Annotated in this window: 8 protein-coding genes; 5 read left to right on the plus strand and 3 right to left on the minus strand. The window is 72.8% G+C overall.

The genetic code is table 11. The annotated features are described in order from the left end of the window. Positions 1 to 51: 51 nt before the first annotated feature. A complete protein-coding gene (locus tag VFZ92_RS21675) occupies positions 52 to 924 on the minus strand; it encodes an IniB N-terminal domain-containing protein (protein WP_330877826.1) in 873 nt (290 codons plus the stop codon). 244 nt (positions 925 to 1,168) lie between these two features. Between VFZ92_RS21675 and VFZ92_RS21680 the strand changes: the two genes are divergently transcribed. From VFZ92_RS21680 to VFZ92_RS21700, 5 genes are all read left to right on the plus strand, one after another. Further along, a complete protein-coding gene (locus VFZ92_RS21680) occupies positions 1,169 to 2,464 on the plus strand; it encodes an Hsp70 family protein (protein WP_330877827.1) in 1,296 nt (431 codons plus the stop codon). Continuing rightward, positions 2,461 to 4,836, plus strand: coding sequence for a helix-turn-helix transcriptional regulator (locus VFZ92_RS21685; RefSeq protein WP_330877828.1), 2,376 nt, complete (start codon positions 2,461 to 2,463; stop codon positions 4,834 to 4,836). The genes VFZ92_RS21680 and VFZ92_RS21685 overlap by 4 nt, the downstream gene beginning before the upstream one ends. A 462-nt stretch (positions 4,837 to 5,298) precedes the next feature. Then, positions 5,299 to 5,883: a TetR/AcrR family transcriptional regulator gene (locus VFZ92_RS21690; RefSeq protein ID WP_330877829.1), complete on the plus strand. Its 585-nt coding sequence runs from the start codon at positions 5,299 to 5,301 to the stop codon at positions 5,881 to 5,883. Between the two features lie 63 nt (positions 5,884 to 5,946). Further along, complete coding sequence (locus VFZ92_RS21695; RefSeq protein WP_330877830.1) at positions 5,947 to 7,431, plus strand: carboxylesterase/lipase family protein; 1,485 nt, start codon at positions 5,947 to 5,949, stop codon at positions 7,429 to 7,431. Between the two features lie 140 nt (positions 7,432 to 7,571). Continuing rightward, positions 7,572 to 9,683, plus strand: coding sequence for a putative bifunctional diguanylate cyclase/phosphodiesterase (locus VFZ92_RS21700; RefSeq protein ID WP_330877831.1), 2,112 nt, complete (start codon positions 7,572 to 7,574; stop codon positions 9,681 to 9,683). Positions 9,684 to 9,712: 29 nt separating this feature from the next. Here the strand turns inward: VFZ92_RS21700 and VFZ92_RS21705 are convergent, their stop codons facing one another. Continuing rightward, positions 9,713 to 10,225 carry a DUF2165 domain-containing protein gene (locus VFZ92_RS21705; protein ID WP_330877832.1) on the minus strand — a complete coding sequence of 171 codons (513 nt, stop codon included), beginning with the start codon at positions 10,223 to 10,225 and terminating at the stop codon, positions 9,713 to 9,715. A gap of 178 nt (positions 10,226 to 10,403) precedes the next feature. Continuing rightward, the gene (locus VFZ92_RS21710; protein ID WP_330877833.1) at positions 10,404 to 14,435 is read right to left on the minus strand and encodes a WD40 repeat domain-containing protein; all 4,032 of its coding nucleotides are present in this window, start codon (positions 14,433 to 14,435) and stop codon (positions 10,404 to 10,406) included. Positions 14,436 to 14,625: the final 190 nt, after the last annotated feature.

Raw genomic sequence — 14,625 nt, forward strand, 5'->3', positions numbered from 1 at the left:
CCGTCTCAGGACGGAACCGACCCTCGGTAGAGCGACGAGATCGAAAAGAGATCAGAACAGCAGGTCGGTGACGCCCAGGAGGTCGCCGCCGGGGAGGTTCGCGTCGTGCACGGTGTCCGTGACGTTGCTCACCACGCCACCGAGTCCGGTGCCCGACACCAGGTCGCCCCCGACGGCGCCCAGGGTGTCGGCGCCGATCGGCGCGGAGGCGGTGAACGCGACGTCGTCGAGACCGCCGATGTCGAGCGTCTTGCCGAGGTCGACGCCCTCGGTGAGGCCACCGGTCACGCCGTCGACGACACCGTGCAGGGTGTCGACCGAACCGAACACGGAGCTGGTCAGGCCTTCCGTGCCCGGCAGCAGCGAGCCGGTGACCTCACCCGCGGTGGCGGTGGCGCCGTGGAGTGCGCCCGTCGCCGAGTCGGCGAGGTCGTCGACCTGGCCGTGCGCGGTGTCCAACGTCCCGTCCAGGGAGCCGGTCACGTCGTTCACCGCGGAGAAGTCACCGGGAAGAGTGATGCCCGCCGCCGCCGACGCGTCCGCCAGTCCCCACGCCGAGAGGCCGGTGAAGGCCTCCAGGCCGTTCTCGTCCGCCGCGATGGCACCCGTGGCGGCGAGGTTGACGTCCGTCGTGCTGACGCCCACGAGCTGGGTGACGGCGTGGAGCTGGCTGATCGCGGCAGCGGGGCCGTCCACGTCGACGTCGAGAGGCAGGTCGTCGAGCACGGAACCGTCGAGAGCGGGCAGGCTCCCGGCGGGCACGTAGTCGAGGACCAGGGGCAGAACCTCCTGGACGTCGAGTGCACTGATGTCGCCCAGTCCGGCCGCGCCGAGGACACCCTCGGCGTCGTTCTGGAAGTCGGCCAGCGCGGTCGGATCGCTGAGCAGACCGAGGACGAATTCGTGCAGCGTGTTCGAGCTCACTGGTGTTCTCCAAGGGTCATGCGGGGTGTCGGGGAGCCGGGTGTACTGCGGGTCCCGGCACTGGGGAGAAACCTACGAGCTGGGGGGCGCTCAGCCATCGGGGATGACTCCCAGTAGAGGGCGTATCCACTATGGGGTGATTTTCGTTCACCCCCTAGGGGATTAGGGGACGCGCTTGTGAGCCAATGACCACCCGTGTACGTACGTAGGACTGGTACGAACAGGTGAGTGAGGAGTCCTGGAGTTGCCCTATGTCCTTGGGGTCGATGTGGGCACCACCCGCACCGCCGCCGCGATCTGCCGCCTCGCCCGCGTGGGCAGGCCGGACGTCGAGGTGGTCGGGCTCGGCGGGCCGGGTGGCGGCGTCGCCTCCGCGGTGCGGATCACCCCGGACGGCGAGTTCGCCGTCGGTGAGGTGGGCGACCCCTGGCTCACCGCGACCGGCTTCGCCAGGCGGATCGGCGACGAGGTCCCGGTCCTGCTGGGCCAGGACTGGGTCGCCCCCGAGGACCTGACCGCGCTGCTGGTCGTCTGGGTCGCCGGTCAGGTGGCCGACCGCGAGGGCGAACCGGCCGCGCACATCGCCGTCACCCACCCGCCGGGGTGGGGTGCGCAGCGCAAGGAGCTGTTCCAGGAGGCGCTGCGCCACGCGGGCCTCACCCGCTGCTCACTGGTCGCCGAACCCCTGGCCGCCGTGGAGAACCACTTCGCCGCAGGCGGCGGCGGCGACGTGCAGGCGGTGTTCAGCCTCGGCAGCCACGCCTTCTCCGCCTCGGTCGTCCGCCGCTCGCTCGACCAGCCGCCCGAGCTGGTCGGCAGCGTCGAGGGCCACGACCACCCGGCGGGCGTCGACTTCGACGACGCCGTCCTCGGCCACGTCCGCACCACCGTGGGCCGGGAGCTGACCGACCTCGACCCGGCCGACCCGTGGGTCGGGCAGGTGCTCGCCAGGCTGCGCTTCGACGGCGAGGCCGCCAAGCGCGCACTGTCCGCACTGGCCGAGGTCGCCGTGCCCGTGCACCTGGTCGACGGCGTCCGCGAGGTCGTCCTCACCCGGCCACGCTTCGAGGACCTGATCCGCCCCGCCGTGGAACTGGCCGTGGACACGCTCGTCCGCACCACCACCGCCCACGGCGACCCCGACGTCGTGCTGCTCGTCGGGGGCAGCGCCCGCGTCCCGCTGGTGGCCGAGGTCGTGTCCGGCGCCCTGCGCGCCCGGATCGCCATCGAGGCCGCGCCGGAGACGTCGGTCGTCAAGGGCGCGGCGCTGCTCGCCCGGCGCGTCGTCGAGGGCCCCGACGCCGAACCCGAGGCGCGGGAGACGTCGGTGCTCCGCCGCTTCGACGACCCGTCGCTCCGCTTCCCGGTCGGCGAACTCGGTCTGCCCGACGACGAGTTCGCCGCCCCACCGCCACGACCTCCGGTGGACATCACCCCGCTCGACCTTCCGCGACGCTCCGTGAAGCGCGTCGTCCGCGGCCTCAAGCCCGCGGGCTCGCGCCGGAGCACCCACACCGCTGACGACGAGGACGGCCGTTGAGCCCCCGATCGACCACGTACCCCACGCTCCTGCCCGACGACGCCACCCGCCAGGTGCTGGCCGACATCGCCGCCGACCCGGCCGCACCGCTGCGGCTGGGGGTCGTCGCGCCCGGCGGCTACGGCAAGTCCGCGATCCTGCGCGAGGTGGAACGGCTCTACCTGGACGCGGGGCAGTCCGTGCGCCTGGTGGACGACGCGCACCTGCTGGACGAACCCCGGCTGCGCGACCTGCTCGACACCGACGAGCCGCGGCTGGTGGTGGCCTACCGGCCGTGGCCCCGGCAGCGGCTGCTGGCCGAGTCCGTGGGGCGCTGGCGGGCGCTGATGCCGCTCGCGTTCACGAAGGAGCAGGTCAAGGAGTTCCTGCCCGCCACGGCGAGCCGGGCCGTCGTCGACTTCGTGCACCAGCAGACCGCAGGTGTGCCCCGGTTCGTCGAACGGCTGGCCGGGATCTCCTCCGCCGAGGTGCCCGCCGACGCCGTGGCCGCGTTCCGCCCGGAGCTGGACTGGCTGGACGCCGACCTCCAGAAGTTCCTGCTGGTCGCGGAAGCGGGGGCCGGGCTGCGGCTGGACCTGCTGGGGGCGTTGCTGGGCAAGGACTTCGACGAGGTCGGCGAGGTGATCGAGGCTGGGCGGGCCACCGGGCTGCTGGCCCAGGACGGGACGCTGGTCCCGTTGGCCCGGCGAGCCGTGGCGCTGCTGAGCAGGGCCGAGCGCCGCATCGCCGTGCGGCAGCGGCTGGCGGAGCTGCAACTCGCGTCGGGCGGGCCCGTGCTCGACCTGGTCCGGCCGCTCATCGGCACCGGCGTCGGCGGCCCCGGCGTGGCCGCCGCGTTCGAGGCCGCCGCCGCGGAAGCCCTGGACACCGACCCCGCGCTGGCCGCCCGGCTGCTGGCCGCCAGCGCGTCCACCGGCACCCCCAGCCCCGAGGTCGCCGCCCGCTGGGCGACGGCGTCGGCCATGGCGGGCGACCTCGACGCGGCGCTGCGGCTGGCCGACCAGGTGATCACCGGGCCCGAGTCGCCGCACCGCGCCACCGCCGCCGAGGTCGCCGCGGTCGCGCTGGCGCACCGCGGGCAGCTGGCCCGCAGCACCGAGCTGTACCGCTGGTCGGCCGCACCGTCCGCCGCGGCGTTCGCCGTGGTCGGCCGGATCGGCACCGGACGAGCCCCGGAGGACGCGCTGCTGCCGACCGCGCCCCCCACGTCGTTCGACGGCGCGGCGGCCCTGATGGCGCAGGGGATGCGGGAGTCCGTCACCGCCGAGCCCATGACGGCGCTGTCCACGCTGGTGCGGGCGTCCGGACTGCTGGAGCCCGTGGGCAAGGCGGCCCTGCTGCCGGACAGCCCCGCCGCGCTGGCGGCGTTGGTGGCGCTGCACTGCGGCGAGTCCGGCGTGGCCGAGTCGGTGCTGGAGCGGGCCGCCACCGCGCGGGTGGGCGGCGCGCTGATGACCATCCGGCACGTGCTGCTGCGCGCGTGGATCGCCATGGTCAGGGGGCACCTGGTCGAGGCCAAGGAATGCCTGGTGGCGTTGAAGAAGACCGGCAAGCGGCTGGAGCCGCGGGACTGGCTGTTCGCGGTCGCGCTGGAGATCGGGGTGGCTCGGCGCAACAGCGACCTGGTCACGGTGAAGCGGACCTGGGAGCAGGCGTGCGAGGCGGTCCTGCGGCACCCCGTGGACCTGTTCACGTTCCTGCCGCTGGGCGAGTTCGCCGCCGCGGCGGCGCGGTTGCGGGACGAGCACCGGTTGGCGCCCCACCTGGCCGCGGCGCGGGAGCTGTTGCGGGAGCTGGGGGATCCGCCGCTGTGGGCCGTGCCGCTGCACTGGGGCGGGCTGCACGCGGCGATCATCGCTGAGCAGACCGGGGTGGCCGAGGAGCACGCCGCCGCGTTGGCCGTCCACCGCGAGCGGTCGCGGTACAACGCGATCGTGTCGGATGCGGCGGAGAGCTGGCTGGACGTCCTGGCCGGGAAGGTGGAGCCGGATCGGGTGGAGGAAGCGGCTCGGGGGTTGCACGCCGCCGGGCAGTGGTGGGACGGGGCCCGGCTCGCCGGGCAGGCCGCCATCCGGACCACCGATCGGCAGGCGATGGTGCGGTTGTTGGACTGTGCTCGGTTGTTGCAGGGGCGGCCTGGTGGGGTGAAGAAGGCTGCTGAGGCATCTCCCGCGGTGGAGGGCGGGCAGTTGAGCGACCGGGAGAGGGAGGTGGCTGAACTGGTCGTCGGGGGAATGACGTACAAGCAGGTTGGGGATCGGTTGTTCATCTCCGCCAAGACTGTTGAGCACCACATGGCTCGGATTCGGCAGAGGTTGGGGTGTGGGAGTCGGGGGGAGTTGTTGGCTCAGTTGAGGGAGATTTTGGGGTGAGGTTCTTGTTCGGCGGGATTGGGGTGGCTGCTGGTCCCGTCGAACTGGGGTAGTTGCTGGTCCGCTGGGGTTGGGGTGGCTGCTGGTCCAGTGGGGGTAGCTGCTGGTCCGGTATGGTCGGGGTGGCTGCTGGTTTCGTGGGGTCGGGGTGGCTGCTGGTTCCAGCGGGGGTGGCCGATTTGACTCGGGGACCCCTCGATTTGACCCTTTGATCGGGCTAAGGGCAGGTGGTAGCTACCTGCCCGATCTACTATTGTAAGGGTCAAATCCCCCGAGTAAAATCGGCCACTGGTTTAGGGAATGCCGTGGGTTCCTGTTTGTTTTTGCCATGGCCGGGATTCTAATTTCTGGTTGTCTGTGCATTCTTGCTTGCTGCTCCTTGCTCGCTGGTCGTGCGTGGGGGTGGGTCCTGGGGCTGTTGGGTTGTCGGTCTGGCTAGCTCAGTCGTGCTATGTTTTGCTCATGCGAGCAAAGTCTGGCTCGGGTGAGCTGACGGTGACGGAGCAGGCGCGGCGGGCGCAGATCGTCGGTGCGGCTATTCGGACCGTGGCGGAGTTGGACTACGCGAGTGCGTCGTTCAAGCAGATCGCGGTGCGGGCCGGGTTGAGCAGCACGGGGTTGATCTCGTACCACTTCGCAGGCAAGCAGGAGCTGGTCGACTCGGTGTTCGAGGAGATCCTGGCCGTGTTCGGCCGGTTCGTGCTGGAGCGGATGAGCGGGGGCGGGACGGCGGCCGAGGAGTTGCGGTTGTTCCTGCTGGCGAACGTCGAGTTCATGCGGAGCCACCCCGACCACCTGGTCGCGCTGGTGCGCCTGCGGGAGCACGCGACCGTCGGGGACGGTGCCGACTCGGACCACCGGGCGCTGGCCGAGCTGCTGCGGTCGGGGCAGCGGCGGGGGGAGTTCCGCTCGTTCGACGTGGACGTGATGGCGCTGTTCATCATGGCCCTGCGCAACGGGATCGTGGCCAGGGCGTCCGAGGTCGACCTGGAGGTCTGCGGGGACGAGTTGGTGGAGGTCGTGGAGAGGGCGACGAAGGGGGACTGAGCCGTGCGTCGGGGGATGGTGGCGTTGGTGGCGTTGGTGCTGGCGAGTTGCGGGGAGGCGACCGTGGGAGCTGAGGTGGTGCGCGTCGAGTCCGGTGACGTGCGGGGTGTGGTGCGGGGTGATCTCCGGGTTTTCCAGGGGATTCCGTACGCCGCGCCGCCGAGGGGGGAGTTGCGCTGGGCCGCGCCCGCCGGGGTGGAGCCGTGGCGGGGGACCAGGGACGCGACTCGGCCGGGGAGCCCGTGCCCGCAGGTTGGATCGTCCTATTCGGACACTCGCAGCACCGACGAGGAGTGCCTGTTCCTCAACGTGACCGCACCTCGCTCCGGGACGGGGAAGCCGGTGCTGGTGTGGATCCACGGTGACGGCGCGATCGGGGCGGGCCACCACTTCGACGCGGCCCGGCTCGTCGAGCGCGGTGACGTCGTGGTGGTGACGGTCAACTACCGCATGGGCGTCTTCGGCGGGTTCGGCCTGCCCGGTCTGGAGGGCTCGGGCGCGTTCGGGCTGATGGACCAGCGGGCGGCGCTGGAGTGGGTGCGGCGCAACGCGGCGGCGTTCGGCGGTGATCCCGGCAACGTGACGCTGTTCGGCGTGTCCTTCGGGGCCACGGCCGTCGCCGCGCACCTCGTGTCGGAGCAGTCGAGGGGTCTGTTCCACCGGGCCGTGATGCACAGCGCGTTCACGCTGGTCGACGTGCCCGCCGGGGCCTGGTTCCCCGACTTGGGGGCGCTGCCGTCACTGGCCTGGCGGCCGGTGGAGGAGCTGGAGGCGCTCGGCGCGGCGGTCGCGCGGGAACTGGGGGCCGAGGACCTCGACGCCCTCCGGAGGCTGCCCGCGGAGGAGCTGCTGGACCACCCGCGGGTGATGAACGTCTTCCAGGCGTTCGGCCACGGCGGCGCGGTGCTGCCGCGGCCACCCGGTGACGCGCTGGCGGCGGGGGACTTCGCGCGCGTGCCGGTGCTCGCGGGCGCGACCCGCGACGAGCACCGCGGCTTCGTGGCGCTGTTCCGCGAACTGGCGGGCAGGCCGGTGACGGCCGAGCAGTACCCGGAGCTGCTGGCGACGGCGTTCGGGGCCGACGCGCCCGCCGTCGAGGCCGAGTACCCGCTGTCGGAGCACCCGTCCGCGAGCGTGGCGTGGGCGACGGTGCTCACCGACCGCGTGTGGGCTCGGGCCACGATCCGGCAGCACCGGCTGCTGGCGGCGCACACCCCGGTCTACGCCTTCGAGTTCGCCGACCGCGACGCCCCGTCCGACTTCTCCGTGCCGTCGCTGCCGATGGGCGCCTCGCACAGCTCGGACGTCGACTACCTGTTCCCGACCGCGGAGTTCGACGCGCGGCTGACCGCGGGGCAGCGGGAGCTGTCCGACGTGATGGTCGACCAGTGGACGCGGTTCGCCCGGACCGGTGACCCGAACGGGGAGGGACTGCCGGAGTGGCGGCCGTTCGGCGACGGCGAGTTCGTGAACTCGTTCGCGCCGGGCGCCGTTCGGGGCGTGGACTACTCAGCCGAGCACCGGCTGGCGTTCTGGGCCTCGCGGTGACCGCCGAGCAGGTGAAATCCACTCACACGGGCGACATCCGTAGGCGGGGAACTCCTCTCGCGAGTAACGTTCCTCGTCGGCTCGAACCTGGTTAGAGACGCGTTCCGCGTCGGAAACGGTTCCCCAGCGGACGAGGTGGGATGAGCGCGGCCTTCCCCGAAGATGAGCGGACCGCTCCCGGCGTCGGTCGGCGGGAGCGGCGGGAGCTCGCCCGGAAGTGGGCGGTGGCCGTCCGGTCGACCGCGTACGTCCCGCTGTCGGCCGAGGAGCTGGAGCACGACCTGCGGCAGCTCGTGCACCGGCTGCACCACGCGGTGGCCTCGGAGCCGTTCACGCCGGAGCAGGCGTCGGTCGTCGGCGCGCGGCTGGTCGACCTGCGCTGCACGGGGTCCGCGAGCCTGCGCAAGTCGTTGGCCCTGCTGGGCGGCGCGCTGCCGGCGTCCGCGGAGCTGCGGCACGTCGAGGGGCTCACCAAGCGGGTCGCGGCGGTGCTCGGGTCGGTCGCGGCGGGCTACGTCGACGCCCTCCAGTCGTTCGTGCTCGACCAGCAGGAGAGCCTCAGCCAGGCGCTGCTCGGCGCGGCGAAGGCCGCCCGGTGGAACCTCGGGGTGAACGAGGCGCTGGCGGACGAGGTGTTCACGTCCTCCACCAGCGGCATCGCCGTGACGGAGCTGGACGGCACCCTCGTGCGCGCCAACACGGCGTTCGGGGGGATCGTCGGCCACCGGAGCCAGGGGCTCGAAGGGCTCGCGCTCCAGTCGTTCCTGCACGAGGCCGACGTGGAGGAGCTGGTGGCGGCGTTCCGCGACCTCCTCGACGGCGTGCACCAGCGGGTGCCGCTGCGGTCGAGGTTCGTCCGCGGTGACGGCGAGGTCGTGTCCGGCACGCTCGCCGTGGCGCTGCTGCGCGACGAGGCTGGTGAGCCGGGGCGGTTCGCCGTGATCGTCGAGGACGTCAGCGAGCTGACGCTGCTCGGCAGCAGGCTCACCCACCAGGCGCTGCACGACGCCCTCACCGGCTTGCCGAACCGGCAGTTCTTCACCACCCGGCTGGAGACCACGCTGCGGGGGGCCGACCCGGACGCGGGCGTGACGCTCTACCACCTCGACCTGGACGTGTTCTCCGTCGTCACGGACGGCCTCGGCCGCCGGGTCGGCGACCAGCTTCTCAAGACGGTCGCGCACCGGCTGAGCGCGGTGTTCGCCGCCGAGAGGGCCATGGTCGCGAGGCTGGACGGCGACGAGTTCGCGGTGCTGGTGGAGAACGGCCCGGAGACGCCGGACGTGGTCACCACGATCGGCCGGATCAACGACGAGCTGGCCGGTCCCGTGTACGTGGACGGCCAGGGGATCGCCGTGTCCGCCAGCATCGGCGTGGTCGACCGGCCCTCACCGGGGTTCGACCCGACCGAGCTGCTGCGCGCCTCGCACATGACGTTGCGCCGGGCCAAGAAGATCGGCCCGAGGCAGTGGGGCCTGTACGACGCCTCCCGCGACGCGGCCGACCGCGCGCGGCTGGCGCTGGCGGCCGTCCTGCCCGGCGCGTGGGAGTCCGGCGAGATCGACGTCGTCTTCCGGCCCGAACGCCGGTTGTCCGACGGCACGGCCACCGGCTTCACGGCGCTGCTGCGCTGGACGCACCCCGAGCGGGGCGTGATCGAGCACGACCGGTGCGTGGAGCTGGCCGAGGAGACCGGGCTGATGCTTCCGCTCGGCACGTGGCTGCTGCGCGGTGCCGCCGAGCGGTTCCGGTGGTGGCTCCAGCGCACGGGCGCGGACCTGCCGCTGTCGGTCGGGCTCCCGGCGAGCCAGGCGACCGACCCCGACCTGGTGGGCAACGTGCTGCGGGTGCTCGCGGACACCGGCCTGCCCGCCGGTTCGCTGCGGCTCGGGATCCCCTCGGCGCTGCTGGTCGCGGACCACGACGACGCGGTGGACAACGTGGCGGTGCTGGCCGACGCGGGGGTGCGGACGGCGATGGACCGCTTCACCGGCGCGGCGGGCGAGTTCGCGTGCCTGGAGGCGCTGCCGGTGCGCGAGATCCGGATCCCGCGGTGGGGCGTGTGCCCGGAGCGGAACCCGATCACGACCCGCGTGCTGGCCGACCTGGTCGCGGTGGCGCACCTGGCGGGCGCGGCGGTGTTCGTCGACGGGGTGGACACGCCGGAGCTGGCCGACTGGTGGCGCACCTCGGGCGCGGACGCCGCGACCGGCGCCCACTTCGGGGCCCCGGCGGCGCTGGTCGACCTGTAGGCCCCCGCCCGGTGGGCGAGGGCTGCGGATCAGGCCTTCTCGCGACTCGTGACGTACACCAGGACCAGGCTGATCCCGGCGATGATGAAGTTCTGGAGCGCGGCCTGGAGGCCGTTCCACGACTTCGACTGCCACATCGCGAACCACTCGCCGCCGATGGCGATGAACCCGCCGCCGAACAGCAGCAGCTGCATCACCAGACCGGTCGACGACAGCTGCCTGGCCGTGGTCGCGTCCCGCCCCTGGAAGATCACCCTGATCCACGCCACGACCCCGGCGAGGAGCACCAGCGCCGTCAGCGCCTCCCACGCGATGATCAGGACGTACGCGATGGTCACGAGCGCGGGCGAGGTGATCGCCCGCCACGTCGTCTCCGGCGAGCCGAACGTGGTGTCCATGGCGAAGACGTGCTCCACGAACGCGCGGTTCGTCCCGTAGTCGGTGATGTTGCCGAACACGACGAGGAGCAGGTAGAGCGCGGTGACGGCGGTGACTACCGCCGCCACGGTGTGCGGGCTGCCGACCCTGGCAAGAAGACGCATGGTCCGGACCCTACGCAGAGGGCTCCAGGCGGACCTCTGTTCGGCCTGAAGTGGCTTCGGCACCCGTTCGGCCCAACACCGTCCCACCACGGGTGATCAACCGTTCGCACGGCGTCGGGGACGACGGACTTCGCGCGGTGGGCGGGGCGCCGTGCACCGGCCGGTCCCGACCACCGCACTACGGGCACGGCGGGTCGTAGTTCAACTGCGGCAGGTACCGGTCCCACAGGTCCTCGGTGAGCACGCCCCTGCTGAGGGCGCAGATCCGGTCGATCGCGTGGCCCGCGTCGAGGTCCCACAGCCGGACCGTGGCGTCGAAGCTGGTGGACGCCAGGCTGCGCCCGTCCGGGCTGAACACGACGCCGCCGACGCCCCCGTCGTGCCCGGTGAGCGACTGGCCGACCGGCGTCGCGCGCGCCGGGTCGCTCACGTCCCACAGCCGGATCGTCTTGTCGTCGCTGGAGGTCGCGAGCCTGGTCCCGTCCGGGCTGAACGTGGCCCCGGCCGCCGACTCGGCGTGCCCGGTGAGCGGCAGACCGATCTGCCTGACGTCGCCCCGGTCGCTGATGTCCCACAGCCGCACGGTCTTGTCGTCGCTGGTCGTGGCGAACGTGCGCCCGTCGGGGGTCATGTCGCCGCCGCGGATCGGGGCGGTGTGGCCGAGCACGACCTGGCCGAGCCTGCGCACCGACAGCGGGTCGCGCACGTCGTAGAGGCGGATGCCCCGGTCGGCGCTGGCGGTCACGAGCGTCTCGCCGTCGGGGGTGAACTCGGCGTACTCGACGTACCCCTCGGGGCCGGTGATCGGCCCGCCCAGCTTCTTCGGCCGCTCGGGGTCGCTGATGTCCCAGAGCTGCATCGACTTGTCGTCGTCGCCGGTGAGCAGCGTGCGCCCGTCCGGGCTGAACGCGACCCGCGCGGTGAACCGGGTCCGCAGCACCAGCGGCTCCCCGACCGCCCTCGGCCGGGTCCGGTCGCTGATGTCCCACAGCCGCACCCTCCGGTCCTCGCCGCCGGACGCGAGCAGCCGCCCGTCGTGGCTGAGGGCGAGCTGCCACACGCCCGCCTCGTGCGCGGCGATCGGCGGCCCCAGCGGACGCGGGTCGGACCGGTCGGTGAGGTCCCACAGCCGGATGGTGCGGTCGTCGCTGCCGGTGATCAGCAGCCGCCCGTCGGCGCTGTAGATCGGGGCGCTGGTCTGGCCGCTGTGCCCGACCAGCACCGACGACGGCAGCGACCACAGCCGCACGGTCTGGTCGGCGCTGCCGGTGGCGAGGCTGCGGCCGTCCGGGCTGAACCCGACGGCGAACACCGTGCCGTTGCGGCCGGTCAGCGGTTCGCCGAGCGCCTGCGGCTGGGCCGGGTCCGTCACGTTCCACACCCTGGCGGTGCTGTCCGCGCCGCTGGTGGCCAGCAACCGCCCGTCCGGGCTGAACGCCACGGACCAGACGCTGCCCTTGTGGTCGGTGAGCGGACGGCCGAGCGGCCGCGGGTCGGCCGGGTCGGCGACGTTCCACAGCCGCACGGTCCGGTCGTCGCTGCCGCTGGCGAGGGTCTTGCCGTCCGGGGAGAACGCGACCGAGTGGATGGTGGAGTCGTAGCCGGTCAGGGTGCCCAGCAGCACGGGGGCGAGCCGGTCGGCGACGTTCCACAGCTCGACCGTCGTGTCGTCACCGCCGACCGCGAGCACCCGTCCCGCCGGGTCCCACGCGATCGAGCGGACCGCGGCGTCGTGCTGCCCGATCGGCCGGCCGAGCGGCTTCGGGTTCTCCCGGTCGCTCACGTCCCACAGCCGGGAGGTCTTGGCCTCGTTGGCCGTGGCGAGCGTCTTGCCGTCCGGGGAGAACGCGAGCAGGTAGACCGTGCCGTCGCCGCCCTCCAGCGGGACGCCCAGCGGTTTCGGGTCGGCGATGTCCGTGACGTCCCACAGCCGCACCGTCTTGTCGTCGCCCGCCGAGGCGAGCGTCTTGCCGTCGGGGGAGAACACCGCGGAGCTGACCCAGCTCCGGTGGCCGACGAGCGGCTCGCCGAGGGGTTTGGGGTGGCGCCGGTCGCTGACGTCCCACAGCCGCACGGTCTTGTCGTAGCTCGCGGTCGCGAGCGTCCGGCCGTCCGGGCTGAACGTCGTCAGGTACACCGCGCCGGTGTGCCCGGTGAGCGGGGTGGCCAGCGGTGACGTCCCGGTCGACACGAGTCGCGTGTAGACGTCCTGGTCGTCCGGCCGCATCCGGTGGGCGACCAGGTCGAGCTGCGCGGACAGCGACGGGTCGGTGTCCTGCAACCGGTTCGCCTCCGCCACGACGCCGCGGAACACGGCCTCGTCCCGCTCCCGCACGGCGAGCACGGCGGCCGTGCCCGCGATCAGGGCGAGCACCACCACCACGGACACGGCCGCGCGGCGCACCCACGTCGACCGCCTGCGCTGCTGGCCGGACACGGCGAGGAACGCGGTCGCGGTCGCGGTCAGCGAGCCCGGCCCCGCGCCGTCGGCCCACTGCCGGGCGGTCTCCAGCCGGGCGCCGCGGTAGAGCAGCGAGGAGTCCCGGTTCTGCGCGGACCACGTGCCCGCGTCCTCCTCCAGGCGCTGCCGCAGCAGCGCGCCCTCGCGGTCCTGGTCGACCCACGTCCGCAGTCGCGGCCACGCCTGGAGCAGCGCCTCGTGGGTGATCTCGACCGACTCCGCGTCCAGCGTCACGAGCCGCGCCCTGGCCAGCACCTCCAGGGCCTCCTCGGCCGCGGACCGGTTGGGCGCCTGCTCCACCAGTTCGTGCCTGGTCGAGCGCCTGCGGGTGTCCTGCGTGTCGTCGCCCACCCGGACCAGCCGCAGCAGCAACGGCCGCGCGGCCCGCTGGGCGGCCGGGTCGAGGTCGGCCCACGCGCGTTCGGCGGTGGCCGCGACCGCGCCCTGGATGCCGCCCGCGGCGCGGTAGCCGCTGATCGTGAGCTTCCCGCCCTGCCTGCGCTGCCACGTGGCGAGCAGCGCGTGCGACAGCAGCGGCAGCGCGCCCGCGTCGTACGCGCCCTGCCTGCCCTGCGGTCTGCCGCCGCGCACGCCGAGGTCGCGCAGCATCAGCTCGATCAGGCCCGGCTCCAGCTGGAGCCCGGCCGCCTTGGCGGGCCGCGACACCGCTTCGCGCAGTTCGGCCGACGTCATCGGTCCCAGCACCATCTGCCGGTCCTGCAACGCGTCGGCCAGCTCGGGGTAGGCGAGGCAGCGGCCGTAGAAGTCGGCGCGCACGCCGAGCACGACCAGCACCGGGGGCGTGCCGCCGGGGATCGCCGGGGTGCACGCGGCGTGCAGCGCCTGCACGAACACCTGGAGCCGGGTCTCGTCGCCGCCGAGCGTGAACGCCTCCTCGAACTGGTCCACGACCAGGACGAGCCGGTCGGCGCCGTGCGCGCGGGCGAACGCCGCGAACGCCGCCCGGATCTGGGTGGCGAAGCGCATGACGCCCATCAGGGTCTGGTTGATGAACGAGTCCAGCCCGGTGTCCGCCTCGTGGCCCAGCCCGTCGTGGTCCAGGGCGAGGTCGAGCGCGTCGCTGAGCTCCGGAACCTGGTGCGCCAATTCTTTGAGCGGATCGGCTCCCGGTGTCATCAGCACCACCGGCCAATTCGCGGAACCCTCGACGCCGAGATCGCCGCGAGCGATTGCCGGAATCATTCCGGCGCGCATGAGAGAGGATTTACCGGCTCCGGAAGCGCCGACCAGCATCACGATACCGCTGGTGTCCGCCGCATTTCCCAGTCGATTGACCAATGAGGCCGTGCTGCGTTCCCTGCCGAAGAACCAACCGGAATCCTCGGGGCGGAAAGCGGCCAGCCCCCGGTAGGGGCAGAGGCCGCCCTCCTCGGTGTGCGACTCCTCGTCGGAGGACTCGACGGCGCCCGCCGGGCTCGCCAGCGCCTCCTCCCACAGCGTCCGCCACGCGGCCACGTCGTAGAGACCCGGCACGGCCGGGGCCGACCGCAGTTTTCGGGCTTCACCGATCAAGATCTCCAGGACGACGGACAACGCCGCGAACCTGGCCGGGACGTTGCGACCCCGGCGCCAGTCGCTGACCCGCTGCGCCGTCGCGCGCACGGGGCGGTCCTTCTCATCGGTGCGGCGGGCCCGCGTGACCGACTCGGTGACCTTCTTCAGGGGCGGGTCGCCCGCCTCGGCGTAGAGCAGGGCGAACCTCTCGGCGAACACCCCGCGCGGTCCCATCCCCGGACCGGAACTGCTCATCCGCTGGCCTGCCATCCGTCGTGGATCCGGACCGGAAAACCCGATTGGTACATGTGATCAGGTCTTTTGTCGGCCGTGGAAACTCTGGGCACTCCAGCCTATCGACTTCCCCTGCCAAGCTGCTCCACGACGTTCCGCTCATCCGCCGCCAGCGTGAAGGAGACCTGAT

Origin of the sequence: Umezawaea sp. (assembly GCF_036375055.1) — a bacterium.
Taxonomy (GTDB): domain Bacteria; phylum Actinomycetota; class Actinomycetes; order Mycobacteriales; family Pseudonocardiaceae; genus Umezawaea.

Bases quoted from the DNA above. Each gene is read 5' to 3' on its own strand.
- VFZ92_RS21705 (WP_330877832.1), bottom strand. From the start codon at position 10,225: ATGCGTCTTCTTGCCAGGGTCGGCAGCCCGCACACCGTGGCGGCGGTA.
- VFZ92_RS21700 (WP_330877831.1), top strand. From the start codon at position 7,572: ATGAGCGCGGCCTTCCCCGAAGATGAGCGGACCGCTCCCGGCGTCGGT.
- VFZ92_RS21710 (WP_330877833.1), bottom strand. From the start codon at position 14,435: ATGGGACCGCGCGGGGTGTTCGCCGAGAGGTTCGCCCTGCTCTACGCC.
- VFZ92_RS21690 (WP_330877829.1), top strand. From the start codon at position 5,299: ATGCGAGCAAAGTCTGGCTCGGGTGAGCTGACGGTGACGGAGCAGGCG.